Consider the following 24,580-nt stretch of genomic DNA (forward strand, 5'->3'; position numbering starts at 1 on the left):
CTGCCGCCGCCTGGCGCGACGCCGGTGAGCGGCCGGTCAGGAGCCGCAGGCCAGGGAGTCGCCGATGGGGGTGCGCCGGTACAGGACCTGGCGGCCGAGCCGCCTGCCCGTCACGAGCCCGCCGTCCGAGAGCACGGTCAGGTGCTGGCTGACCGCGCCCGGCGTGAGGTCGAGCCGCCGGGCCAGGGAGGTCGTGGAGCCCGGCTCCTCCAGCGCCGTCAGGATCTGCGCCCGGGTGCGGCCGAGCAGCGCCGACAGCGCCTTCGGCGTGCAGGGCGCCCCCGACGACCACAGCGTGCCGACGCCCCTGGCGGGGTAGCTCAGCATCGGCCGGTACGGCTCGTACATCACCGAGACGTCGGGCCAGCCGAACGCGCTCGGCACGAGCACGAGCCCGTCGCCCGCGACGTCGCCCTCGTAGACGCAGTGCTTGGCCGTGACCAGCCGGTCGCCGTGCCACGCCACGGAGGGGTGGAGGTCGGCGAACAGCTCCCGCACCCCGCCCGCGGCCAGCCGGCGGGACCGCCACATGACGTCGTTCTCCAGCAGGCCGTGGATCCGCGGCCAGAACTCCTCGAACGCCGCGGACCAGTACTCCCCCAGCCGCTCGGTCACCCGCCGCATGCCCGCCTCCGGGTCCTCCTGGAACCGGGCCACGGCCGCGGGGTCGGCCGTCGGAACCCAGGCGACCTCCTCGTACGCCGTGTGGGGCCGGGTGGCGCGCACCCGTTCCAGCTCCTCGGCGAAGTCGGGCAGCGGGGTGTCCGGCGGCGGGGTCAGGAAGTCGGCCACGTACCCGGTGACCGGGACGATCGCGAACAGCTCGGTCAGGTCGAGCCCGCGCAGCCGGGGCCGTACGGCCCGCAGCCACGGCAGGTGCAGCGAGTGGCGGGCGGGCGCGCGCAGCACCCGGAGGCTCGCGACGAGCTCCCACATCGGGGAGAAGGCGAAGCGCAGCCGCGCCACGTCGTCGGGCGTGAACCGCCACTCCACCGGCACGTCGTCTCCTCCATCTTTTAGCGACGCCTAAAAGATTGGCATGGCGGTCACGGGTTGTCCAAGGGTTGACCATGTGACGACGGTGACGACGAGGCGGGATTTCCTGCGATCAAGGGTGGGCGGGCTGCCGCGCGCGTTCTGGGTGCTGTTCGCCGGGACGTTCGTGAACCGCCTCGGCACGATGGTGGAGCCGTTCATCGGCGTCTACCTCACGCAGGCCCGCGGCATGTCGCTGGCCGCGGCCGGGCTGGTGATGACGATGTTCGGGGCCGGGTCGCTGCTGTCGCAGCCGGTGGCCGGCTGGGCCTCCGACCGCTTCGGCCGCCGGGTGACGCTCACCGGCGGCATGACGGCCACGGCCGTGACCATGGTCGCGCTCGGCTACACCACGAGCCTGCCGGGGATCGTCGCGGCCATGCTCGTGCTCGGGGTGGTCGTCGACGCCTACCGCCCGGCTTCCCAGGCGCTCGTCGCCGACCTGGTTTCGCCGCAGGACCGCCCCCGGGCGTACGGGCTGCTGTTCTGGGCGATCAACCTCGGCTTCTCGATCGCGATGGTCGCGGGCGGGTGGCTCGCCGGGTCGGGCTTCACGGTCCTGTTCTGGGTGGACGCGGTCACCTGCCTGATCTTCGGGATCCTGGTCTGGCGGGCGATCCCGGAGACCCGGCCGGTGCGGGCGGCCGAGGAGGGCGGGAGCTTCACCGACGTGCTCCGCGACCGGCTCATGGTGGCGTTCGTGCTGATCAACTTCGCGTACGCGCTGGTCTACCTGCAGGCCTACAGCACGCTGCCGCTGGCGATGACCGGGGTCGCCGGCCTGCCCGCCAGCGCGTACGGCGTCGCGATGGCGGTCAACGGCCTGGTGATCGTGGTCGTGCAGCCGGTGACGAACTCCTGGCTGGCGAGATACGACCCGTCCAAGGTGCTCGCGGCCGGATTCGTCCTGGTGGGCGCCGGGTTCGCGCTGACCGCCGCGGTGGCCTCGACGCCCGGGTACGCGCTGAGCGTCGCCGTGTGGACGCTCGGGGAGGTGCTGACGGCCGGCATCCCGGGAGCGATCGTCGCCGCCCTCGCCCCGGCCCACCTGCGCGGACGCTACTCCGGCCTGTACGGCCTGTCCTGGTCGGCCGGGACCCTGCTCGCGCCCCTCGCCGGGACCCGGCTGCTGGAGGCGTCCCCCACGCTGGCGTGGCTCATCCTGGGCGGCCTCGGCCTCCTCGCGGCCGCCGGCCAGATCGCCATCGGCCGCGCCGTCCGCCGCCGCACCGCCCTCACCCGGCTGCCCTGAGGCGGCCGTTCGCTGGTCATCCGGGATGAGGGCGGACATAATCCTTGTCCAGAATGGACGAAAAACCGCCGGCATCCCCTGGGCGGACGGCCGCATGGGTCATGGCGGCCGTGGCGCTGGCCCTCACCGCGGCCGGTCTGCTGATCCAGGTCCGCACCCCCGCGGAGTGGCGCGCCGGGTCGCCGGTGACCCCGGATCTCGGCGTGGCGCTGACGTTCCCCGCCGTGGGAGCGTTCCTGGTCGCGCAGCGGCCCCGGCTCAGCGTGGCCTGGCTCATGTGCGCGGGCGGCCTGCTGGCGTCCGGCAACGTCTTCTTCACCGCGGTGTCGTTCGGCGAGGCCTCACGGGGCGCGTTCGCCCTCGCCAACGCCGCCCGCTGGCTGGACGTCGCCTGCTGGGCGCTCGCCGGCCTGATGCTCGCGATCCTGCTCCCCCTGCTGTCCCCCACCGGGCGGCCGCCCTCGCGCCGCTGGGTGCCGGTCGTCGTGCTGGGGTCCCTCGCGACGGCCGGGGAGATCGCTTTGGCGCTGGTGCGTCCCGACCCCGACCCGGCGACGTACGCCTGGCCGGTCGTGATCCACAACCCGCTCGAGATCCGGGCCGTCGTTCCCTATTACTCCGCCCTCTGGACGGTCCTGGGATACGCGATCCAGGCCTGCGTCGTGGCCGCGCTGGCGTCGCTCGCCCTGCGGCTGCGGCGGGCCGACCCGGAGACCCGGCGCCAGATCGCCTGGCCGCTCAGCGCGTTCACCGGGTACGTGGTGTTCTACCTGCTCGGCGAATCCATGGGGCCGGCGGCGACGGCGTGGACGGCCGTCATCCCGTTCGCCATCCTGTTCTCGGCCCTGCGCTACCGGCTGTACGGCATCGACACCGTTTTCAGCCGGGCCATCGTCGCGGCCGGGCTGCTCGCCGTGGTCAGCGCCGTCTACTTCGGCGCCGGCGCGATCGCGGGCCTCGTCGTCTCCGGGTACCACCAGGTGGCCGGACTGGCCGCTGCGCTGTTCGCCGGGGCGTTCTTCCAGCCGTTGCGGCGGATCCTCCAGCGGGCGGTCGACCGGGCGATGTACGGCCGGGTGGGCGACCCGGCGCTGCTCGCCCAGCGGCTGACCCAGGAGGTGCGGCGGGCCGACCCGGCCGACGCGCTGGCCGCCGTCGTGACCGTCGTTCGGGACGGCCTGGCGGTGGACGGCGCGGCGGTCGAGGTCGCCGACGGCCGGCCGCGGTACGTCGAGAGCGGCGACGTCGGCCCCGCCCCGAGGCCCATCCCGCTCGTCTGGCACGGCGAGCCGGTCGGACGGCTGCTCGTCGGCAGGCCCGGCGCCCGCCGGTTCGCGGCCGCGCACGACGAGCGGGTGCTCGCCACGCTCCTCCCCTACGTCGCCGACGTCGCCCACGCCGTCCGGATGGCCGCCGACCTGCAGCGGTCGCGCGAGCGCATCCTGGCCGCCCGCGAGGAGGAGCGCCGCCGCCTGCGCCGTGACCTGCACGACGGCCTCGGCCAGACGCTGGGGGCGATGGCCATGACGATCAACATGGCCCGGATCAGCCTGTCGCGCTCCCCCGCCACCGCCGACAGCCTCCTGCAGGACCTGCGCGTCGGCATGGACGCCGTGGCCGGAGACATCCGCGAGCTCGTGTACGGCCTGCGGCCCCCGGCCCTCGACGACCTCGGGCTCGCGGGAGCCGTACGGGCCCTGGCCGACGAGACGCCTCCCTCCGACGGCGGCGACGGGTCCGCCGTGGCCGTCCGCGTGGACGGCGACCTGACCGGGCTGCCCGCCGCCGTCGAGGTGGCGGTCTACCGCATCGTGCAGGAGGCGCTGACGAACGTCCGCCGGCACGCCGGCGCCACCCGGGCGCGGGTCGAGGTGGAGCGGTCCGGCACGCCGGGGCCCGACGGGGGCGGCGGGGAGCTGCGCGTGCGGGTGGCCGACGACGGCGCCGGCCTGCCCGCGCGCCTGCGCGCCGGGGTGGGCATGTCGTCCATGCGGGAACGGGCGGCCGAGGTCGGCGGCAGCTGCGTCGTCACCTCCCCCAAGACCGGCGGGACGCTCGTCGAGGCGCGCTTCCCCCTGCCCGCCTGACCGGGCGTCCCCGGCCCGTGGCTCGTGACGCAACGGAGACTGGTCGCCGCCTTCCGGGGGCGGCCTGTGGCTCTACGCTTACCGGTGCGATGGTGATATTCCGTGCTCTCGGGCCGTTCGAGGCCGTAACCGATGGCGAGACGCTGGATCTCGGCGGGCAGCGGCAGCAGGCGGTGCTCGCCCGGCTGCTCGTGGCCGGAGGGCGCGCCGTACCCGTGACCGTCCTGATCGACGAGCTGTGGCCCGGCGGGCCGCCGGCGCAGGCCCTGTCGACCATCCAGGGGTACGTCTCGCGGCTGCGGCGGGCGCTCGAACCGAACCGGGCGCCCCGCGAGGAGGCCGGCGTCCTCGTGTCGGCACCTCCCGGCTACGCGCTGCGCGCGGCCGTGGACGAGGTCGACGCGTGGCGGTTCGAGGGCCTGGTCAAGGGCGAGGACGGCGACGCAGCGGGGACGCTGGAGCGGATGGAGACGGCGCTCGGGCTGTGGCGCGGCCCGGCCCTCGCCGAGTTCCAGGACCTGCCGTGGGCGCAGGCCGAGGCCGCCCGGCTCGACGAGCTGCGGCTGGTCGCCGTGGAACGTCGTGGCGACGCCGCGGTGCGCCTGGGCCGTACGGGCGCGTTGATCCCCGACCTGGAGGCCCACGCGTCGGCCCACCCCCTGCGGGAGGAGGCCTGGCGGCTGCTCGCGCTCGCGCTCTACCGGGCGGGCCGGCAGGGCGACGCGCTGGGCGCGCTGCGCCGGGCCAGGGAGGCGTTGCGCGAGGAGCTGGGCCTCGACCTCGGGCCCACGCTGCAACGCCTGGAGCAGGACATCCTCACCCAGGCCCCTCACCTGGACGGCCAGGCCCCGCCGCCGTCTCACCCGGCCGCCACGTCCTCGGCCGCGCGCCCGGCGGGCACGCTGCGCGTGCTGATCGCCGACGACCAGGCCCTGGTCCGCACCGGGCTCAAGGTGATCCTCGACAGTGAGCCGGGGCTCGACCTCGTGGGCGAGGCCGAGAACGGCGAGCAGGCGATCACGCTCGCCCGCGCCGCGCGGCCCGACGTGGTGCTCATGGACATCCAGATGCCCCACCTGGACGGCCTGGCCGCCGCGCGGCGCATCCTCGCGTCGGAGGCTCCGCCCAAGGTCGTCATGATGACCACGTTCGGGACCGACGAGAACCTGTACGCGGCCCTGCGCGCCGGGGTGAGCGGGTTCGTGCTGAAGACCTCGGCGCCCGAGCAGCTGATCGCGGCGATCCGGGCGGCCGTCGCCGGGGACGCGCTGCTCGACCCGGCCGTGACCACGCACCTCATCGCCGCCTTCGCCGGGCGCCGGCCCCCCTCGGCCCCGGAGGGACTGTCGGACTCCGACGTCGACCTGGTCAAGCTGGTGGCCCGGGGCTTCACCAACCGTCAGATCGCGGTGACGCTCGACGTGCCCGAGCAGGAGGTGGCCGACGAGGTGTCGGGGCTCCTGCGGCGGCTGGGCCTCGTGGACCGGGCGCAGCTCGTGGTGATGGCCTACGAGAGAGGCCTGGTCAGCCCCGGCTCACCCGGCGCCTGACCGATATGCCCGGCCGCTGAGTCCGGCCGCCGCGCCCGCTGTGCCCGCCGTTTCCGGCCACGCGCGTGCGTGTCCCGCCGTGACGTGCGGCCCCGCGTGGAGATCCGGCGGGAATCCGGTCGGGCCGTTCCGGCGGTTGAGGACTTATCGTCGCTTTGACGACAATGATCGGGACGCCTTAGGGTGGTCTCGTGCCACAACTGCGTATCGCCCTCGCCCAGACCGACCCGGTGGTCGGCGACATCGCCGGCAACGCCGAGATGCTCGTGGAGTGGACCCGCCGGGCCGCCGAGCGGGGCGCCCACCTCGTCGTGTTCCCCGAGCTCTTCCTGACCGGTTACCCGGCGGAGGACCTGGTGCTGCGCTCGTCGTTCGTGGAGGCGTCGGTGGCGACGCTGTCGGCGACGGCGGCGCGCCTGGCCGACGAGGGGCTCGGCGAGCTGCCGGTCGTGGTGGGCTACCTCGACCGGGCCGACCTCGCCCCGCGGGTCGGGCAGCCGAAGGGCGCCCCCCTGGACGCCGCCGCCCTCCTCTATCGCGGCGAGGTCGTGACGAGGTCGGCCAAGCACCACCTGCCCAACTACGGCGTGTTCGACGAGTACCGCTACTTCGTGCGAGGCGACCGGCTGCCCATCTTCCGGCTGCACGGGGTCGACGTGGCCGTCGCCATCTGCGAGGACCTCTGGCAGGAGGGCGGCCCGGTCTCGGTCGTCGCCGAGGCCGGCGCCGGGCTGCTGGTGGTGCCCAACGGCTCGCCGTACGAGACGAACAAGGACGACGTACGGCTGGAGCTGTGCGCCCGCCGGGCCAGGGAGGCGGGCTGCGCGCTCGCCTACGTGAACATGGTCGGCGGCCAGGACGAGCTGGTCTTCGACGGCGACTCGCTCGTCGTGGACGCCTCGGGCGGGCTGGTGGCCCGCGCCGCCCAGTTCAAGGAGGAACTGCTCGTCACCGACCTCGACCTGCCCGCGGCCACCGGCGAGCCGGGCGAGCTCGCGGTGGACGCCCACGACGGGACGTCCATCACGGTCGAGCGGCTGGTGCTGTCGGGCACGCCGGTCGAGCCGTACGAGCCGGAGCCCCCGGTCGTGGCCGAGCGGTTCGACGACCTGGCCGAGGTCTACCAGGCGCTGGTCCTCGGCGTGCGGGACTACGTCGCCAAGAACGGCTTCCGCTCGGTGATCCTCGGTCTGTCGGGCGGGATCGACTCGGCCCTGACGGCCACCATCGCGGCCGACGCGATCGGCCCGGAGAAGGTCCACGTGGTGCTGATGCCGTCGCGCTACTCCTCCGACCACTCGATCACCGACGCCGAGGAGCTGGTGCGCCGGCAGGGGCTGAACAGCCAGGTCGCCCCGATCGCCGACATCGTGTCGGCCTTCGAGAAGGAGATCGAGCTGCACGGCCTGGCCGCGGAGAACCTCCAGGCCCGCGTGCGCGGCATGCTGCTGATGAGCCTGTCGAACGAGCACGGCCACCTGGTCCTCACGACCGGCAACAAGAGCGAGCTCGCGACCGGCTACTCCACCCTGTACGGCGACTCGGCCGGCGGGTTCGCGCCCATCAAGGACGTCCTGAAGAGCCTGGTGTGGAGGCTGTCGGAGTGGCGCAACGCCCAGCCGGGGCACCCGCCCATCCCGGAGAACTCGATCACCAAGGAGCCGAGCGCCGAGTTGCGGCCGGACCAGCGCGACACCGACTCCCTCCCGCCGTACCACGTGCTCGACCCGCTGCTGCGCGACTACGTCGAGCGGGACATGGGACGCGACGAGCTGATCGCGGCCGGGCACGACCCGGAGCTGGTGACCAAGGTGATCCGGCTGGTGGACCTGGCCGAGTACAAGCGCCGCCAGTACCCGCCGGGCCCGAAGATCACGCCGAAGAACTTCGGCCGCGACCGCCGGCTGCCCATCACCAACCGCTGGCGCGAGAAGCTGGGCTGAGCGCACCGAGCCTCCGCCGGGACGGGCCTGTCCTGGCGGAGGCCGGGCGCCCGGGGGCGGAAACGCGAGGAGCGGGACGGCCGTCCGCCCCGCTCCTCATGTCCCGCTTCATGTCCCGCTTCCGAAGCGTCCCGTCCTGACCCGTCCTGGCGTCTGTCAGTCCTCGCCGGGGCGCGGGCGGAAGCCCTTGAGCGCCTCGTCGACGATCCGCTCGGCCAGGTCGTCGGACGGCTGCCGGTCCTGGTGGGCCCACTTCATGTGCCACAGCATGGTCCCGCTGAGGATGGCCATGGCCATCTCGGCGTCGAGGTCCGGGCGCAGCTCGCCGGTCTCGATCCCCCGCTGGATGACCGCGGCGACGGCCCTGCGCCGCGGCTCGACCGCGATCTCCCGGAACCGCTCCGCCAGGCGGGGATGCCGCTCGGCGTCGCTCATGGCGATGTTCATGATGCAGCGCGTCCGCACCTGGCTGGACTCGTCGCGGATGACCCGGAGGTAGGTCACCAGCGCGTCGCGGACCGACGCGCCCTGCTCGGGGAGCGGGATCGGCGGCTTGAGCGACGCCATGGCGTCGACGACGAGATCCTCCTTGTTGGACCAGCGGCGGTAGATCGTGGTCTTGCCCACGCCGGCCCGCGCGGCGATCGCCTCGATGGACAGCTCCGCGACTCCGATGCCCTCTCCGATCAGGTCGAGGGTGGCGTCGATGATCGCCTTCTCCGCCTTCTCGCTGCGCGGGCGGCCCGCCGGACGGGCCACTCCTTCAGCCGTCTGCTGCATCTTCATCGCCCGTTCACACTACCGCTGCTTCCTTCTCCAGTTCGGACTTCTCGACCTGAACGGTGACCGCGGACCGGCCCGGCATCCAGCGGGCCACCACCACGGCGCCGATCAGGGCCACGAAGGCCGATCCGAGGGCGGCCCAGTGGATGCCGGCGACGAAGGCGTCGTCGGCCGCGCTCATCAGCGCCGCGCCGCGCGGGCCGAGGTGGGCGGCGACGCCGGCCGCGCCGGAGATGGACTCGGTCACCACGGTGCGGATCTGCTCCGGCAGCGCGCCGACCTTGCCCTCCATCCCGTTCCGGTAGCTGGCGGACAGGACCGCGCCGAGGATCGCGATGCCGAGGGTGCCGCCGACCTGACGGACGACGTTGCTCATGGAGGAGCCGACGCCGGCCTTCTCCCTGGGCAGCGCGTTCATGATGGCCGTGGTCGCCGGAGGCATGATGTTCGCCATCGCCGCGCCCTGCACGAAGCCGAGCGCCAGGATGATCCACACCGGGGTGTCCACGTCGATCACCGCGTAGGCCGCGAGGGCCGCCGTGATGACGAGCATCGCGACCGTGCCCACGGCCTTCGCGCCGTACCGCTGCACCATCCGGGCGCTCCGAGGGGCGAAGATCAGCTGCGCCGCGGCGAACGGCAGGACCAGCGCGCCCGACTGGAGCGGGGAGTAGCCCCGGACGATCTGCCAGTAGAAGGCGAGGAAGAACATCACGCCCATGGCCGCGAAGAACACCAGGCCGACGCTGGCGATGGCGGTGGAGAAGCCGGCGTTGCGGAAGTTGCGGACGTCGAAGGCGGGGTGGTCGGTGCGCCGCTCCCACCAGACGAAGATCGCGAGGATCGCCAGGCCCACGAGCGACGGGACGAGGACGGACACGTCGGCGAACGTGCCGAGGTCGCTGACCTTGACGATGCCGTAGACGAGGCTGACCAGACCGGCGATGGACAGCAGGACGCCGATCGGGTCGAGGGCCGACCTGTTCGGGTCCTTCGAGTCGGGCACGAGCGACCCGATCAGGATGAGGCTGAGCAGCACGATCGGGACGTTGACCAGGAAGACCGAGCCCCACCAGAAGTGCTCGAGCAGCAGGCCTCCGGTGATCGGGCCGATGGCGACCGCGATGCCGACGCCGCCCGCCCAGATGCCGATGGCCTTGCCGCGCTCGTGGATCGGGAACACGTTGGAGATGATCGCCAGGGTGGCCGGCATGATCGCCGCGCCGCCGAAGCCCATCAGCGCCCGCGCCGCGATGAGCTGCGTCGGGTCCTGCGAGTAGGCGCTGGCCAGGGACGCCAGGCCGAACAGCAGCATGCCCGCCATGAGCATCCGCTTGCGCCCGTAGCGGTCGCCGAGCACCCCGAAGGTGAACAGCAGGCCGGCGAAGACGAGGGTGTAGGAGTTCATCGCCCACTCGAGCTGGCTCTGGGTGGCGCCCAGGCCGTGGACGGGGTCGGCGATCGTCTTGATCGCGACGTTGAGAATGGTGTTGTCGAGCACGACGGCCAACAGGCTGAACACCATCACGCCGAGGATCTGCCAGCGGCGTGGGTGACCGGTATGCGCTTCCACGGACCCCCCAGTGATTTCGATACGCTTGAGTTTCGCAACGCTAGCGTATCGCTTGTTATTCCTATACGCAACGGTAGCGTTTCATATTCTGGGCGGACTGCGGCCTCGGGTGCCGGGCCAGGTCACGGGCCCACCGCGCGTACAACCCGCACGGGCCGCGTCTTGTTCCAGGCCCGTGCGCCCGGCTTTCGCGCCGGATCGGGCCCCTCATGTACCTACGGCCGGGCGGCGGCCGGCGGTCGCACCGGAGGCGTCACGCGGCCAGCTCGGCGGGCGCCGCGGGCCCTGCCTGCGCGTCCGGCGCCTGCGCCGGGGCGTCGCGCCAGAACGGCGCGATCAGCAGGACGAGGACGACTCCGAGTGCGCCGGTCAGCGCGAACGCCCAGGCGGGGCCGTACGCGTCCACCACCCAGCCGGCGACCGGGCCCGCCAGGGCCACGCCGACCGTGAGCGAGGTGCCGTGCAGGCCCATCGCCTCGCCCCGGGAGGCCGCCGGCACCCGCCGGTTCACCGCGTCGAGCGTGGACGACAGCGACGGGGCGCACAGCAGTCCGCACGGCACGAGCGCGAGGGCGAGCCACCACCATCCGCCGCCGGCGAGGCCGACGAGGCCGACCGGCGCCGTCAGCGCGCACAGCGCGCCGATCAGCGGCGGGGGCGGCAGCCGCCGGGACAGACCGCCGTAGACGAAGCCGCCGGCCATGGAGTATCCGCCCCACAGGGCGACGACGAGGCCCGTCCACTCGGTCGCGGCCCCGTCCTTCAGCACCGCGACGATGGACAGCTCGGTGGCGGTCAGCGTGAACGTGAGGGCCGAGGCCATCGCGAGGAGGACGAACAGGCCGGGCCGGAGCCACTGCCGCCGCGGGACGGCCCCCACAGGGGCCGCGGCCTCCTCCGCGGACCTGGTGGGCGGGTCGAGGAGGTACAGCGCGACGCCGGAGCCCACCAGCCCGATCCCCACGCCGTACATGGTGGCCGTGCTCCCGAACGCGGTCACGGACGCGACCGCGAGGGCGGGCCCGACCATGTACGACAGCTCCACGCCCATCGCGTCGAGCGCGAACCCCGTCTGGTGCTGCGCCGGCGGGACCATCGCGGCGACGCACTGGCGGACCGCGCCGAACACCGGCTGGCTGAACACCCCGGCGACGAGCGCCCCGGCGAGCAGCGCCCCGTACGGCAGGGCGGGGGCGGCGCACCAGAAGACGAGCTGGACGACCGTCGTCACCGCGATCACCGGCCGCAGGCCGCGCCTGTCGACGAACCGCCCGGCGAGCGGTGACCCCAGCGCGGTGCCGATCATGATGACCGCGCCCACCACGCCCGCCTGGAGGAAGCCGAGCCTCATGTCGCTGACCACATGGAGGGTGAGCGTCATGCCGGTGGCGGTCAGCGGGATCCGCGCGACCATCCCGACCAGCAGGAGCGCCCGTACGCCCGGAATGGCCAGAACGCGCCGGTAAGGTTCAATTGCCATCGTCGTTGCTTACCTCCGCACCGCATTGTGCACGGTGCCACCGACACTTCCGCCACCGGATTACCTCTCCGGGGCGGGGTGTTCCAACCTGAGGCGACATGCAATGATCTGACTGTCCGGGGACGCCACAGGGGCGCCACGAGGCCTGGAGGTAGCCATGTCCTCTGTTTCCGCTGTTTCCAGCACGTCCGCATCCGCCTCCCCCGCCCTGTACGGCGGGAGGTCCGGCCGGCGCGTCACCGTGCGCGACATCGCGGCCGCGAAGGATCGGCACGAGAAGTGGCCGATGGTCACGGCGTACGACGCCATGACGGCGAGGGTCTTCGACGAGGCGGGCATCCCCGTCATGCTCGTGGGCGACTCGGCCGCCATGGTCGTGTACGGCTACGACTCGACGCTGCCGGTCACGGTCGACGACCTGATCCCGCTGACCGCGGCGGTCGTCCGGGGGTCGTCCCGGGCGATGGTCGTGGCCGACCTGCCGTTCGGCTCCTACCAGGCCTCGCCCCAGCAGGCCCTGGAGACCGCGGCCCGCTTCATGAAGGAGGGCGGCGCCCACGCCGTCAAGCTGGAGGGCGGCCACCGCGTCCTCCCCCAGGTGGAGATGCTCGTCTCGGCCGGCATCCCGGTCATGGCCCACCTCGGGCTGACCCCGCAGTCGGTCAACGCACTCGGCGGCTACCGCGTCCAGGGACGCGGCCAGGCGGGCGACGAGCTCATGTCCGACGCCAAGGCACTGGAGCACGCGGGCGCGTTCGCCGTCGTGCTCGAGTGCGTGCCGAGCGACCTCGCCCAGCGGGTGACGACCTCGCTCAGCATCCCCACGATCGGGATCGGCGCGGGCCCGTACACCGACGCCCAGGTCCTCGTCTGGCAGGACATGATGGGCCTCACGCCGCACCCGGCGAAGTTCGTGAAGAAGTACTTCGACCTGGCCGGCGAGATGGACCGCGCGGTCCGCGCCTACGCCGACGAGGTCGTCGCCGGCGTCTTCCCCACCCCCGAGCACAGCTACCGCTGACCCGCCTCGGGGACCGCGTGCCGGCGAAAGCGCCGGCACGCCCGCGCCGCCGGGACGGACGACGCCCCGAACACGTCGCGCCGCCGGATCCGCACGATCCGGCGGCGCCCGCGTGAACGGGGGACCGAACGGGGGGCTCAGTCCGCGAGCGTCGCGGGATCGGTGTTGGCGCCGCAGACGACGACGGCGACGCGCTCGCCGTCACGGGCGGCGTACACCCCCGAGCGCAGCGCGGCCAGCGCGGCCGCCCCGGCGTGCTCGGCCGCCACCCGGTGCTCCCGCCACAGGGCGCGCCGGGCCTCCACGATCGCGTCGTCCGTCACCAGCACGCTGGAGACCCGCCCGGCGACGGTGTCGAGGGCGATCCGGCCGGCGACGCTCGCGCCGAGGGCGTCCGCGCCCACGCCGCCCACCTCGACCCGGACCGGCTCCCCCCCTTCCAGCGCCCGGTGCAGCGTGGGGATGCGCTCGGGCTCGACGGCCACGACCGACGCCCGCCCGTCCACCGCCGCCACGATCCCGGCGACCAGGCCCCCGCCGCCGACCGCGACGAGGACGGTGTCGACGCCGCCCGGGATCTGGTCGAGCAGCTCAGCGCCCACCGTGCCCTGACCGGCCGCGACGTCGGCCTGGTCGTACGCGTGGATCTCCAGCGCGCCGGTGTCGGCGGCCCGCTTGCGGGAGGCCTCGTACGCCTCGGCGTAGATGGCTCCGGCCATGGTGACGTCGGCGCCGAGCCGGCGCAGGCCCTCGATCTTGACGGGCGCGCACACCTCTGGGACGAAGATCTCGGCGCGGATCCCCAGGGAGCGGGCCGCGTACGCCACCGCGAGCCCGTGGTTGCCACCGCTGGCCGCGATGACGCCGCTCGCGGGCAGGGCGCCGTCCTCGGCCGCGCCCAGGATGCGGTTGAACGCGCCCCGCACCTTGAAGGACCCGGAGTGCTGCGTGCCCTCCAGCTTGAGGAACAGGCCGCGCTCCACCTCGGCCACAGGGGTGCGGCGGACGTGCCCTCTGATCCGGGCGGCCGCCCTCTCGACATCGTCACGGCGCAGGGCCATCACCACTCCTCACGTCGGTGCGCCCCCGCCCGCGCGGGAGCCCGTCACAGGTCGCTCTCCAGCGACCGCTTGATCTGCGCGATGCGCTCCTCGTCGCGGCGGTAGAACACCCACTGCCGCACGCGTCGTGCCCGGACCAGCCCGGCGCGCTCGAGGATCTTCAGGTGACCCGTGGCGCTCGGCTGGGTCAGGCCGAGCTTGGTGGCGATGAAGACGGAGCAGACGCCGTCCTCGACCAGATCGCCGTCGGTCTGCGGCGGGAAGTGCGCCACAGGATCCTTGAGCCACTCCAGGATCAGCAGGCGCCTCTCGCTGGCGAGCGCCCGCATCACGTCGACAGGGATCACTTAGGCAGTTTCCTAATTCCCGAAGAGGCCGTCAAGACCTGCGTGGATCAGCTGATCAACTTTCGGGACATAGTGGGACGATTTCCGCTACCGTCACACCTGCCCCACCCGTCCCAGGAGGAGACGACCGTGCCCCCCGCGCCCTCCCTCTCCCCTCGCCCGCGTGCGCTCGCGACGGACCGCGCCCCCGCCGCGCGCTCCGCGCTCGCCGCGGTCTTCGTGCTCGCCGCGCTCTCTGTGATCTCTCTGTTCTCCTCGCTCGTCCCCGCCGTCCCCGCGGACGCGTCCGCGTCGACGGAGGCGGCGCCGCCCGCGACCGGAACGGCCGTCACGACCCCTCGCACGGCCGCGGCGGCCGCCCTGCCCGACCTCAGACGGACGACCAGGGGCACGGCGACCTTCTACGAGCTGAGATCCGGGGGCGGCAACTGTTCCTACCCCGCGCCGCCGGCCGGCGGGCTCTACGTCGCCCTGTCCCCGGCCGAGTACGCCAAGGGGGCCCGCTGCGGCGGCTACCTCACCGTCGCGGGCCCCAAGGGCACGGTCCGGGTCAAGATCGTGGACCAGTGCCCACCCTGCCGGACCGGTCAGCTCGACCTCAGCCGTGCGGCCTTCGCCCGCATCGCCGACCCGGCCAGGGGCGCCGCCGCCGTTCGCTACCGCCTGGCCGCCGATCCCCGGCCGAGCGGGCGGCTCGCCTTCCGGGTGAAGGAGGGGTCCAGCCAGTGGTGGCTGGCGCTGCTGGTCATGGACCACGGCAACCCGCTGGCCTCGGTCGAGGTCGGCCAGGGCGGCCGGTGGCGGCCCCTCGTCCGCACCGAGTACAACTACTGGGTCGCGCAGGACCCGGGCGCCGGGCCCGGGCCCTTCACGATCCGCGTCACCGACGTCCGCGGCCACCGGGGCACCGTCCGCAAGGTCCGCCTCTCGGTCGGCGCCCTGCAGCGCAGCCGCGTCCGCCTCTACTGATCTCCGCCGGCCTCTGCTCGGTCCCTACTCGCTCCCCGCGAGGGCCTGAGCGAAGTCGGCCCACAGGTCCTCCGCGTGCTCGATGCCCACGGCCACCCTGATCGTGCCCTCGCCGATCCCTGCGGCGGCGAGGCCGGCCGCGTCCACCGACCGGTGCGACGTGGTGGCCGGGTGCAGGATGAGCGTCTCCACGCCGCCGAGCGAGGGCGCGAGCAGGGCCAGCCGCACGTTGCGCATGAACGCCTCGCCCGCGGCGCGTCCTCCGGCCAGGTCGAAGGAGAAGACGCCCCCGAAGTCGGGCATCAGCTTGCCGGCCAGCTCGTACGACGGGTGGGACGGCAGGCCGGGCCAGTGCACGGCCGTCACGGCCGGGTGCCCGGCGAGCCGCGTGGCCAGGAGCCGGGTGTTCGCGCAGTGGCGCTCCATCCGCAGCGAGAGCGTCTGCAGGCCGCGCAGCGTGAGCCACGCCGCGAACGGGTCGGCCGTCGCCCCCAGCTCCAGCGCGTACGACCACACCGTGCGGTGCAGCTCGGCCGAGGCGAAGACGGCGATGCCGCCGATGACGTCGGTGTGCCCGGACAGGTACTTGGTGGCCGAGTGGACCACGATGTCGGCGCCGTGCTCGATCGGGCGGCACAGGATGGGCGAGGCGAACGTGTTGTCCACCACCGAGACGATCCCGGCCTCCCGGGCGGCGGCGCACATCCCGGGGAGGTCGGCGACCTGGGTCATCGGGTTGGCGATCGTCTCCAGGTAGAGCAGCCGGGTCGACGGCCGGACGGCGGCCCGTACGGCGGCCGGGTCCGCCTCCGGCACGTACGTGACCTCGACGCCGAAGCGCGTCGTGAGGTCGGCGAGCATGTGGGCGGTGCCGCCGTAGAGCGCGGCCTGCGCGATGACGTGGTCTCCCGGCTTGAGCAGGCCGAGGAGCACCGAGTTGATCGCGCCCATGCCCGACCCGGTCGCGACCGCGGCCACGCCGCCCTCCAGCCCCGCGACCGCCTCCTCCAGCGACCGGACGGTGGGGTTGGAGAGCCGTCCGTAGACGTACGCGCCGTCGGGGCGTCCCATCCCGTCGGCGAAGACCGCGGGGTCGTCGAAGACGAACCCGGACGTCTGGTAGATCGGCACGGAGATCGGGGTGCTGCCGTTCAGCACCGGCTTCGGCAGGTGGACGACCCGGCTGTCGGGATGAAGGGAGCTCATGCCGACCAGAATGACCCAGAAAGGCGTTAGTTGTCAGATCTGTCCACGGTTCGGCGATTACGCGGGCAGCGGAGCCGCGACCGCGGGCGCGCCGCCGTGGCCAGGATGGGGGCCATGGACGTCAGCTTCCTCCTCGTGCACAGCCCGTCGGTCGGCCCCACGACGTGGCGTCCCGTGGCCGAGGCCCTGCGGGCGCGGGGTCACACGGCCGTCGTGCCGCCCCTGACCGACGTGGCCGCCGGCCCTCCGCCGTACTGGCCGAGGGTGGTGGACGAGGTGGCGGCGGGCGCCCCGCGCGGGCAGCTCGCGGTCGTCGCGCACAGCAACGCCGGGCTCTTCGTGCCGCTCGTCGTGCATGCGCTGGCCGGGCAGATCGCCGCGTGCCTGTTCGTCGACGCCGCCCTGCCCCCGCGACGGGAGGGGACGGTCACGGCGGCCGAGCCGGAGTTCCTGCCGTTCCTGCGCTCCCTGGCCGACGAGTCGGGGGTGCTCCCCCGCTGGACGAGCTGGTGGCCCGAGGAGGACGTCGCGGCGCTGCTGCCCGATCCCCGCGTCCGCGAGGTCGTCGTGGCCGAGCAGCCGCGCCTGCCGCTGTCGTACTACCTGGAGCCCATCCCCGTGCCCGCCCGCTGGGACCACGTGCGCAGCGGCTACCTGTGGTTCGCCGAGGCGTACGCCGCCCAGGCCAAGGAGGCCGAGGAGCGTGGATGGCCGGTCAGCCGGATCCCCGGCGAGCACCTGCACCAGCTCGTCGCGCCCGAGGCGGTCGCCGACTGGCTGCTCGCCACGGCCACCGAACACGAACGGCGGCCCTGAGGCCGGCGTGCGGAGTCCCGGCCGGGACGGCCACGCCGATGTGACCGCCCCGGCCTGTCGTGGCTAGCGCCCGGCGAGGGGCTTGGCGAGCTTGATGATCACCAGGCGGCTGGGCACGCCGCTGTCGATCAGCTTGCCGTCGGCGTCGAAGTCGCCGAGGCCGAAGTCGTTGTCGTTGGCCACGGCGACCGTGCGGCGGTCGAGGACGGCCAGGCCCTCGATCTTGCCGGGCAGCGACGGCACCAGCGCGTTCGGCTCCAGGACCAGCGACTTGGCCGGCAGCCTGACCTTGGACAGGTCGGTCAGCGCCTCGAGCGAGGGCGTGGTGGCCGGGTCGTCGTACGGGCCGCCGAGCAGGTTGGCCGCCCGGGTCAGGTCGATCTGGTAGATCCGCGTCACGTTGTCCGTGCGCTCGTCCACCAGCAGACGGCCGGGGCCCACGTACGCGAGGCCGGAGATCTTCATCTCGCTCTGGTCGCCCTTCACCTTCGGGTCGAAGGCCGTGACGTCCTCGAACTGGTACGCGTACTCGCCCGTGACCACCCGCCGGCGGAGGTCGAACGTGAGGATCCGCCCGATGCGCGACTTCTTGCCGGTGGTCTTGTCCGGGTTCGCCAGGGGGCTCTGGACGGCGAGGAACAGCGTCCGCTGGTCCGACGAGATCGCCAGGCCCTCGAAGCCGCGGTTCTGCTGACGGCTCGCCAGGATCGCGGGCAGGGTCTCCCTGACCGGGTAGTCGGCGCCGGTCAGCTTGAGACCCTGCGGCACGTACCGCTCCAGGACCCGCCCGGTGCGGGAGACGTGGACGAGCGAGGGGCTGTACTCGTCCACCAGCCAGAAGCCGCCGTCGCGGGTGCGGACCAGGTCCTCGAGGTCGAGCCCGCTCGGGTTGTACTGCAGGAGCGTCCTGCCGTCCCAGCCGTACGGCGCCTCGTCGTGGACCTGCTGGTTCGACAGGCCCGTCACCGGCCTGCCCGGCGCGCCGACGAGCGGCAGGTACTTCTTGATCTTCGCGGCGCCGTGCTTCACCGAGACCTGGAGGACGGCCGGGGCGAAGTCGGGCACCGGGAACGTCCGGCGCTTCTCGCCGTCGACCGTCGGCTGGCCGTTCGGGCCGCGGTCGGTGACCATCCAGAACTCGCCCGGCCTGTCACCGGGGAACAGGCCGCTGCCGACCCCGCCCAGCTTGACGCCGTGGTCGTCGGCGATGGACGGCTGGATCGCCTTGAGGGCGGGGGCGGGGATCGTCACGTCGGTCACGACGGACGGCCCCGGAGCGGGGGCGGCGGAGGCCGTGCCGGGGACGGACACGGCGAGCGCGGCGGCGAGCGCCAGGCCGGCGGAGGCGGGACGTAGCACGTGGAACCTTTCAGACAGTGACAACAGCGCCTGAAGGTAATGAACGCCGGCGTCTCGCCGGTGACGATCAGATGAAGCGCCGGTGCCTACACGTCGGTGACGCGGATCCCGGCGTGGGCCTTGTACCGGCGGTTGATCGAGATGAGGTTCGCCGTCATCGCCTCGACCTGGTGGGCGTTGCGCAGCCGTCCGGCGTACACGCCGCGGGCGCCGGGGATGCGGGCCGCGAGCGCCTGGACGGTGTCGGTGGCCTCGCGGTCGTCGCCGAGGACGAGCACGTCGAGGTCGATCTCCGCCACGGACGGGTCGAGCAGCAGCACCGCGGACACGTGGTGGAAGGCCGCGACAACACGGCTCCCGGTCAGGACCGCGGCCGCCTGCTGGGCGGCGCTGCCCTCCTCCACCGGCAGGGCGTACGCCCCCTGCTTGTCGAAGCCGAGCGGGTTCACGCAGTCGACCACGATCTTCCCGGCGAGGGGCTCGCGCAGCGACTCCAGCAGAGCCCTGTGCCCCTCCCACGGCACCGCGACGATCACGATGTCGGCCTCGGCCGCCACGGCGGCGTTCTCCGCGCCGCGCACGCCGATGCTCTCCGCCGCGTCACGCGCCCGTTCCTCGCTGCGCGACCCGATCAGGACGGTGTGACCGGCCAGCGAGAACCGCCGGGCCAGCCCCTTGCCCTGGTCGCCGGTGCCGCCGAGGATGCCGATGGACAGTCCCGAGACGTCGGGCAGGTCAGTCGTGTGGTCAGCCATGCGAGAGATGATGCCAGCCGGAGACCCGCGTCCGGCCCCCGGGGCGACCGGGCGGGGACGCCCCGAGGAGGCCGGAACGGGGTCCGCGGGTGTCCGGCGGTCGCCGATCGCGGGGTCAGCAGTTGCCGATCGCGGGCAGGCCGAGGAGCCGCGAGGCCAGCCAGGCCACCGCGAGCGGCCCGCCCTCGACCGCGCCGAGCACGTGACTGCCGGCCGGCACGCCCGTCCACAGCACGTTCACACCGCGGGCGCAGTACTCGTCCCGCAGCGTCCTCCCCACGGCGTACGGGATGATCTCGTCGCCCTTGGCGTGATACAGGAACATCGGCACGCGGGGGGACGAGGCGCCGAGGCGGTTCTCCGTGAGGCGCGCCTCCCAATCGGGGCGGTGCATGACGTCGCTCGTCGTGTAGTCGGACAGGCGGTGGCCCGCGAACTTCGACCGCAGGTCCGCCACGCAGTCGTCGGCGGCGTCCGCGAACAGCGCCGCCCCCTGCGGGGTCAGGTAGCTCGACAGGTGGAGCTCCGGGTAGGCGGCGTCGAAGCCGATGCCGGCCGCGGCGGCGAGGCCGAAGTCGGCGGTCCCGTCGAGGTGGTCGGCCACGGCCTGCAGGTCGGCCGGCACGCCGCCCGCCGCCACGCCCCTCAGCCGCAGCTCGGGCGCGTACGACGGCTGGAGCTGCGCCGCCCACGCCGCCGACGAGCCGCCCTGCGAGTAGCCCATCACGAGGACGGGGGCGTCGGAGGACAGGTTCGCCCCGGGCACACGCGCCGCCGCCCTGATCGAGTCGAGGACGGCGTGGCCCTGCGACACGCCCGCCATGTACGTGTGCTCCCCGGGCGTCCCCAGCCCCTCGTAGTCGGTCACCGCCACGGCCCAGCCCTTGAGCAGCATCAGGCTCATGAGCGCGAGCTCGGCCTCGGTGCCGTTCGCCATCGACGCCGACGGCGCGCACTGGTCGCCCAGCCCGTGGGTGCCCACGGCGTACCCGGCGATCGGCCGCCTGCCCAGGTAGGACGACTTGGGGACGAGCAGCGTGCCCGAGACGATGTTCGACGCGCCGGTCGCCGACGTGGACCGGTAGCGCAGGTGCCAGGCGTTCACGGGCACCTCGAGCAGCTTCCCGGGGGCGAGGTAGACCGTGGTCGGCGTGGACTCGACGACGTCGCCGGCCGTGACCGCCCGTACTGGCCCGCACAGCGCGGGGAGCAGGAGGAACGCCCCGGCAATGGACATGGTGGCGCGAACGCGGAGGTTCATGAAGCCGCCTTCCGGCAATTGGACCACTTTCCAACGACGGTGCCGTGGGCTGATCGTTACCCTGAGGTAACGATGTGTCAAGAACCCGATTGCCGCGACCTCACCCGCCCCTGTCAGGCACCATTGCGGGCATGGACGCCGCATCGGTGAACCTGCTCCGCGAGGCGCTCGCCGCCACGGGATGGCTCGAGCGCACCCGTGAGCTCGGCCTGGCCCTCAGGACCACCCGCTCCCCCGGGGGGCTGCTCGTGGTCGGCGCCCCGGACGACGAGCCCTGGCACGTGACCGCCCACCTGGCCGACGAGGCCCGGCTGTCGGGGCTGGCGCAGCTGACCCCCACGCTGGTGCGCTGGTCGCCGCCCCCGGACGCGCCCGCCCACCTGCGGGTCGGGGTCGACCGCCTCAGGGGCGCCGCGCGCGGGGAGACGCTCTTCGTGGTCGCCGAGCGCCGGGCGCCCGCGCCGCTGCTGGAGAGGGTGGACGACGCCCGGCGTACGGGGGCCACCATCCTCGCCCTCGACGGCGGCGACCCGGAGCTGGAGTCCCTGGCCCACGACGCGATATCCGTACCGGCCGAGGGGTCGGTGCTGAGCTTCGACGCGGCGCAGCACCTGGTGAGCAGCGCGGCCGGGGAGATCGGACGGCCCGGCCTGCGCGAGCGCCTCGCCCGCCTCGCCGAGCGCATCACCGGCCCCCGTGTCAGCGACTGAGTCGCGGCTGGACGCGGGGTGCCCGCGGTCAGGTCGCCGGGGCCTCGGCGGAGCCGCTGAGCTCGCGCACCCGCCGCGCCACGCCCTCGGCCGCCTCGCGCAGCATCTCGATCATGACCGCCTGGACGGGGTCGGGCTCTCCCGAGGTCGTACGGCTCACCCGGGTCAGGGCCTCGATCCGGCGGGACCCGACGCCGTGGATGGCGGTGACCGCCACCTCCCCGGGCGGCACGTCGAGCAGGGCCAGCGAGGGCACGACGGCCACGCCGTGCCCGGCCGCGACGAGCGCCAGGACCGGCGGGAACTCGGCGAGCACGTGCACCCGGCGCGGCGCGAAGCCGTGCAGCTGCGCGAGGCGTTCGAGCGCCTGCCCGCAGGCCTGGTCCGGGACGCCGGCCACCCACGGCAGGTCCACCAGGTCGGCCACGGTCTCCGGCACGGACGTCCAGCCGGGCGGGGCGACGATGCGGTACTCGTCGTCGTAGAGCCGGTGGCGGGACATCGACGGCAGCGACGCGGCCGGCTGGCTCATGTCCCGCTCCGTGACGACGAGGTCCACCCCGCCCAGCCTCAGCTCCGTCACCGCGCCCGGCCCGAACAGCTCGCGGATCACCGGCGTGATCCTCGGATGCCGTACGGCCAGCTCGCGCAGGGCCGGGACGAGGAGGTGGCGGATCACGGTTGGGAACGCCGCGATCGTGACGGGACCGGAGAGGCGCTCGGTGAAGCGGTTGAGCTCGTGCCTCGCCTCGACGAGCTGCTCCTCGATCCGCTCGGCGTAGGCGGCGAGGACCCGGCCGGCCGGCGTCAGCGTGACCCGTCGCTGGGAACGGTCGATCAGGGCGAGGCCCACCTCCCGTTCCAGCTGGGCCAGCTGTTGGGAGACGGCGGACGGCGTCAGGTGCAGCGCCTCGGCGGCCTTCATGACGCCGCCCCTGCGGGACACCTCGTGGAGGATCCGGAGGCGCCGGGGGTCGATCTCCATACAGCTGAGCTTACGCCGGACTTAAGAAAGCTTCACTTGCCCTTCATCCCTCACAGGCGGGATCATCGGATCATGATTTCCCCTGCCGGCGGCGAGTAGCCGCATGTCCACGTTCGTCACGATCATCGGAACCATCGGGGCCGTCGTTCTCCTCTACGGCTACGCCATGGTGTCGGCCGGCAGGATGTCCGGGAACGGGCTCACCTACCAGGTGCTCAACTTCGCCGGGGCGGCCACGCTCATGGTCAACAGCGCCTACCACGCGGCCTGGCCCTCGGCGATCCTCAACATGGTGTGGAGCGGCATCGGCGTCGTGACGCTGAGCCGCCTGGTCGCCAGGCGGGCGTCGCGGCGCTCCGGCCGGGCCGCCGAGCCTGCCGCAGTGGAGGGGGGCACGACGAGGGAACCGTTCGACGCCGGCCCGTTCCCGACCGAGCCGGCGACCGGCGGCACGGTGCGCATGAGCCTCAAGCCCCTGGAGCCCGGGCCCGCCGTGGCCGCGCGCGGCGACGCCGCCAACCCGACGACCCTCGCCTGCACCGCCGGCCCGGACCGGGGATAGGCCCGGACCGGCGGCAGGTCAGCCGGGACAGGCCCGGAGCGGCGACGGGTCAGCCGGGGGCGTCACTCGTCCCAGTCCTTGTCCTGTTCGGCCCAGGCCTTGTTGCGCTCCGAGGCCGTCTGCAGCGCGTTCGCGGCGGCCTCCTGCGTGTCGTACGGGCCAAGACGGTCCTTGTTCGGGCACCCCTTCTCGGGCTCGACCCGCATGTGCTTCAGACAGAACCACCATTGATCGCTCACGCACATCATCGTGCCCCGTTCACGCGCAACTAGACTTGTCGGCATGACGACGCTGCTCCGTCCGGGCCGACTCTCGCCCACCCGCAAGGTCCCCGCCTCCATCGCCCGCCCCGAGTACGTGGGGAAGCCCGAGCCCAAGAAGGGCGACAGCGACGTCCAGACCCCTGAGACGATCGAGAAGATGCGCGTCGCGGGCCGCATCGCCGCCCAGGCGCTGGAGGAGGTCGGCAAGCACGTCGCCCCCGGCGTGACGACCGACGAGCTCGACCGGATCGGCCACGAGTTCCTCTGCGACCACGGCGCCTACCCGTCGACGCTCGGCTACCGCGGGTACCCGAAGTCGCTGTGCACCTCGATCAACGAGGTCATCTGCCACGGCATCCCGGACGACACCGTCCTCAACGACGGCGACATCGTGAACGTCGACATCACGGCGTACATCGGCGGCGTGCACGGCGACACCGACGCCACGTTCCTCGTGGGCGACGTGGACGAGGAGTCGCGGCTGCTGGTCGAGCGGACCCGCGAGGCGACGATGCGGGCGATCAAGGCCGTCGCGCCCGGCCGGCAGCTCAACATCGTCGGCCGCGTGATCGAGGCGTACGCCAAGCGGTTCGGGTACGGCGTGGTGCGCGACTTCACCGGCCACGGCATCGGCGCGTCGTTCCACTCCGGCCTGATCGTGCCGCACTACGAGGACCCGTCGCTGCAGGTCACGCTGGTGCCGAACATGACGTTCACGATCGAGCCCATGCTGACGCTCGGGACGATCGACTACGAGATCTGGCCCGACCGCTGGACCGCCGTGACCAAGGACCGCAAGCGCACCGCGCAGTTCGAGCACACGATCCTCGTCACCGAGACGGGCCACGAGATCCTGACCCTTCCCTGACCGGCCCTCACAGGGGGATCCCTTACAGGGGGATGACGCCGGTGACGGTCGTGCCGCCGCCGGCGACGGTGTTGACGGTCAGCGCTCCGCCCATCTCCGCGAAGTGGGCGCGCATGGCGGCGAGACCGCGGCCGGCCAGCCGTCCGGGACTGTCCTGGGCGAAGCCGGCGCCGTCGTCGCTGACCGTCATGCGCAGGCCGCTCCGGCCGACGGTGATCGCGATGGAGACCAGGCGGGCGTGGCTGTGCCGTTCGACGTTGGTCAGGGCCTCGACCACGGTGGCGTAGACCGCCTTCGCGACGTCGCCGGGGATCGGCCTGGAGGGCAGCGCCCACACCTCGACCGCGATCCCGGACCGCTCCGTCCAGTCGGAGAGGTAGTCCTCCAGGACCCGGCTGAGCCCGCCACCTTCGCGAAGGCGTACATCCTCGGACAAGTGCAACCCTCCTGAACGCAGCGCAGGCCGCCGCTGGGGCGGTTCTCCACGCTACCGACCCAACCCTGAGACAAACCCTCGATTGACTCTGGGTTTGCCGCGTCCCTACGTAGTGATGCCCATTTCTCCTGGTCGTCACGCCAACGGCCGGCCAGCGAAGCGTCAGGAGAACTGGCGCGTTCCACGCCACCCGCGCGAGGCCGGTGCGCACTCCCGCGCGGCCGGCCTGTGGCTGGTCAACGGCGCCGGACACCCTGG

General features: G+C 73.3%; 23 protein-coding genes. 10 read left to right on the forward strand and 13 right to left on the reverse strand.

Translation table 11 applies throughout. From position 1 onward, the window contains the following. Nucleotides 1-36 precede the first annotated feature (36 nt). Nucleotides 37-999 carry an ArsR/SmtB family transcription factor gene (locus MPTA5024_RS09975; RefSeq protein ID WP_036321874.1) on the reverse strand — a complete coding sequence of 321 codons (963 nt, stop codon included), beginning with the start codon at nt 997-999 and terminating at the stop codon, nt 37-39. A 73-nt stretch (nt 1,000-1,072) separates the two neighbouring features. Between MPTA5024_RS09975 and MPTA5024_RS09980 the strand changes: the two genes are divergently transcribed. From MPTA5024_RS09980 to MPTA5024_RS09995, 4 genes are all read left to right on the forward strand, one after another. After that, the gene (locus tag MPTA5024_RS09980; protein WP_232326348.1) at nt 1,073-2,287 is read left to right on the forward strand and encodes an MDR family MFS transporter; all 1,215 of its coding nucleotides are present in this window, start codon (nt 1,073-1,075) and stop codon (nt 2,285-2,287) included. A 53-nt stretch (nt 2,288-2,340) separates the two neighbouring features. Beyond that, a complete protein-coding gene (locus tag MPTA5024_RS09985) occupies nt 2,341-4,374 on the forward strand; it encodes a sensor histidine kinase (protein ID WP_036321877.1) in 2,034 nt (677 codons plus the stop codon). Between the two features lie 89 nt (nt 4,375-4,463). Next, a complete protein-coding gene (locus tag MPTA5024_RS44505; RefSeq protein ID WP_036321880.1) occupies nt 4,464-5,924 on the forward strand; it encodes a BTAD domain-containing putative transcriptional regulator in 1,461 nt (486 codons plus the stop codon). 191 nt (nt 5,925-6,115) lie between these two features. After that, nucleotides 6,116-7,867 (forward strand): NAD+ synthase, encoded by a 1,752-nt coding sequence (locus MPTA5024_RS09995; RefSeq protein WP_036321882.1) that lies wholly within the window; start codon nt 6,116-6,118, stop codon nt 7,865-7,867. Nucleotides 7,868-8,023: 156 nt separating this feature from the next. Here MPTA5024_RS09995 and MPTA5024_RS10000 read toward each other — a convergent pair whose 3' ends face one another. The 3 genes from MPTA5024_RS10000 to MPTA5024_RS10010 form a co-directional block, all read right to left on the reverse strand. Beyond that, nucleotides 8,024-8,653 (reverse strand): TetR/AcrR family transcriptional regulator, encoded by a 630-nt coding sequence (locus MPTA5024_RS10000; RefSeq protein ID WP_036321884.1) that lies wholly within the window; start codon nt 8,651-8,653, stop codon nt 8,024-8,026. Between the two features lie 7 nt (nt 8,654-8,660). After that, the gene (locus tag MPTA5024_RS10005; protein WP_232326350.1) at nt 8,661-10,175 is read right to left on the reverse strand and encodes an MFS transporter; all 1,515 of its coding nucleotides are present in this window, start codon (nt 10,173-10,175) and stop codon (nt 8,661-8,663) included. Nucleotides 10,176-10,476: 301 nt separating this feature from the next. Continuing rightward, on the reverse strand, nt 10,477-11,703 hold the full coding sequence (locus MPTA5024_RS10010; protein WP_036321888.1) for an MFS transporter: 1,227 nt from the start codon (nt 11,701-11,703) through the stop codon (nt 10,477-10,479). Between the two features lie 157 nt (nt 11,704-11,860). Between MPTA5024_RS10010 and panB the strand changes: the two genes are divergently transcribed. Further along, nucleotides 11,861-12,724: a 3-methyl-2-oxobutanoate hydroxymethyltransferase gene (panB, locus tag MPTA5024_RS10015; protein WP_036321890.1), complete on the forward strand. Its 864-nt coding sequence runs from the start codon at nt 11,861-11,863 to the stop codon at nt 12,722-12,724. A gap of 137 nt (nt 12,725-12,861) precedes the next feature. On the opposite strand, the gene MPTA5024_RS10020 is transcribed toward panB, so the two are convergent. Both MPTA5024_RS10020 and MPTA5024_RS10025 read right to left on the reverse strand, forming a co-directional pair. After that, complete coding sequence (locus tag MPTA5024_RS10020) at nt 12,862-13,785, reverse strand: serine/threonine dehydratase (RefSeq protein WP_036321891.1); 924 nt, start codon at nt 13,783-13,785, stop codon at nt 12,862-12,864. A 44-nt stretch (nt 13,786-13,829) separates the two neighbouring features. Continuing rightward, nucleotides 13,830-14,132: an ArsR/SmtB family transcription factor gene (locus tag MPTA5024_RS10025; RefSeq protein WP_157099347.1), complete on the reverse strand. Its 303-nt coding sequence runs from the start codon at nt 14,130-14,132 to the stop codon at nt 13,830-13,832. 129 nt (nt 14,133-14,261) lie between these two features. Between MPTA5024_RS10025 and MPTA5024_RS40740 the strand changes: the two genes are divergently transcribed. Then, entirely contained in the window at nt 14,262-15,101 is an 840-nt protein-coding gene (locus MPTA5024_RS40740) for an expansin EXLX1 family cellulose-binding protein (protein WP_051457886.1), read from the forward strand. A 24-nt stretch (nt 15,102-15,125) separates the two neighbouring features. On the opposite strand, the gene MPTA5024_RS10035 is transcribed toward MPTA5024_RS40740, so the two are convergent. Further along, entirely contained in the window at nt 15,126-16,307 is a 1,182-nt protein-coding gene (locus tag MPTA5024_RS10035) for a trans-sulfuration enzyme family protein (protein ID WP_036321892.1), read from the reverse strand. A 114-nt stretch (nt 16,308-16,421) separates the two neighbouring features. On the opposite strand from MPTA5024_RS10035, the gene MPTA5024_RS10040 reads away from it, so the two are divergent. Next, a complete protein-coding gene (locus MPTA5024_RS10040; RefSeq protein ID WP_036321894.1) occupies nt 16,422-17,123 on the forward strand; it encodes a hypothetical protein in 702 nt (233 codons plus the stop codon). Nucleotides 17,124-17,186: 63 nt separating this feature from the next. Here the strand turns inward: MPTA5024_RS10040 and MPTA5024_RS10045 are convergent, their stop codons facing one another. From MPTA5024_RS10045 to MPTA5024_RS10055, 3 genes are all read right to left on the reverse strand, one after another. Further along, nucleotides 17,187-18,482 carry an esterase-like activity of phytase family protein gene (locus MPTA5024_RS10045; protein WP_198167029.1) on the reverse strand — a complete coding sequence of 432 codons (1,296 nt, stop codon included), beginning with the start codon at nt 18,480-18,482 and terminating at the stop codon, nt 17,187-17,189. Nucleotides 18,483-18,568: 86 nt separating this feature from the next. Beyond that, nucleotides 18,569-19,237: an NADPH-dependent F420 reductase gene (gene npdG, locus MPTA5024_RS10050; protein WP_036321897.1), complete on the reverse strand. Its 669-nt coding sequence runs from the start codon at nt 19,235-19,237 to the stop codon at nt 18,569-18,571. Nucleotides 19,238-19,352: 115 nt separating this feature from the next. Beyond that, entirely contained in the window at nt 19,353-20,498 is a 1,146-nt protein-coding gene (locus tag MPTA5024_RS10055; protein ID WP_036321900.1) for a lipase family protein, read from the reverse strand. 131 nt (nt 20,499-20,629) lie between these two features. Between MPTA5024_RS10055 and MPTA5024_RS10060 the strand changes: the two genes are divergently transcribed. Further along, nucleotides 20,630-21,208 (forward strand): hypothetical protein, encoded by a 579-nt coding sequence (locus MPTA5024_RS10060; protein WP_036321904.1) that lies wholly within the window; start codon nt 20,630-20,632, stop codon nt 21,206-21,208. Nucleotides 21,209-21,236: 28 nt separating this feature from the next. Here MPTA5024_RS10060 and MPTA5024_RS10065 read toward each other — a convergent pair whose 3' ends face one another. Beyond that, nucleotides 21,237-22,193 (reverse strand): LysR family transcriptional regulator, encoded by a 957-nt coding sequence (locus tag MPTA5024_RS10065; protein ID WP_036321906.1) that lies wholly within the window; start codon nt 22,191-22,193, stop codon nt 21,237-21,239. A gap of 103 nt (nt 22,194-22,296) precedes the next feature. Between MPTA5024_RS10065 and MPTA5024_RS42000 the strand changes: the two genes are divergently transcribed. Next, nucleotides 22,297-22,755, forward strand: a complete 459-nt coding sequence (locus tag MPTA5024_RS42000; protein WP_063794646.1) for a CBU_0592 family membrane protein — start codon at nt 22,297-22,299, stop codon at nt 22,753-22,755. A gap of 62 nt (nt 22,756-22,817) precedes the next feature. Here MPTA5024_RS42000 and MPTA5024_RS10075 read toward each other — a convergent pair whose 3' ends face one another. Continuing rightward, nucleotides 22,818-22,994 carry a hypothetical protein gene (locus MPTA5024_RS10075; protein WP_372444742.1) on the reverse strand — a complete coding sequence of 59 codons (177 nt, stop codon included), beginning with the start codon at nt 22,992-22,994 and terminating at the stop codon, nt 22,818-22,820. A 43-nt stretch (nt 22,995-23,037) separates the two neighbouring features. Between MPTA5024_RS10075 and map the strand changes: the two genes are divergently transcribed. Continuing rightward, nucleotides 23,038-23,886: a type I methionyl aminopeptidase gene (map, locus tag MPTA5024_RS10080; protein ID WP_036321909.1), complete on the forward strand. Its 849-nt coding sequence runs from the start codon at nt 23,038-23,040 to the stop codon at nt 23,884-23,886. A 22-nt stretch (nt 23,887-23,908) separates the two neighbouring features. Here map and MPTA5024_RS10085 read toward each other — a convergent pair whose 3' ends face one another. Beyond that, nucleotides 23,909-24,322, reverse strand: a complete 414-nt coding sequence (locus MPTA5024_RS10085; protein WP_036321911.1) for a sensor histidine kinase — start codon at nt 24,320-24,322, stop codon at nt 23,909-23,911. Nucleotides 24,323-24,580 lie beyond the last annotated feature (258 nt).

This window comes from Microbispora sp. ATCC PTA-5024 (assembly GCF_000511135.2).
GTDB classification, from domain to species: domain Bacteria; phylum Actinomycetota; class Actinomycetes; order Streptosporangiales; family Streptosporangiaceae; genus Microbispora; species Microbispora corallina.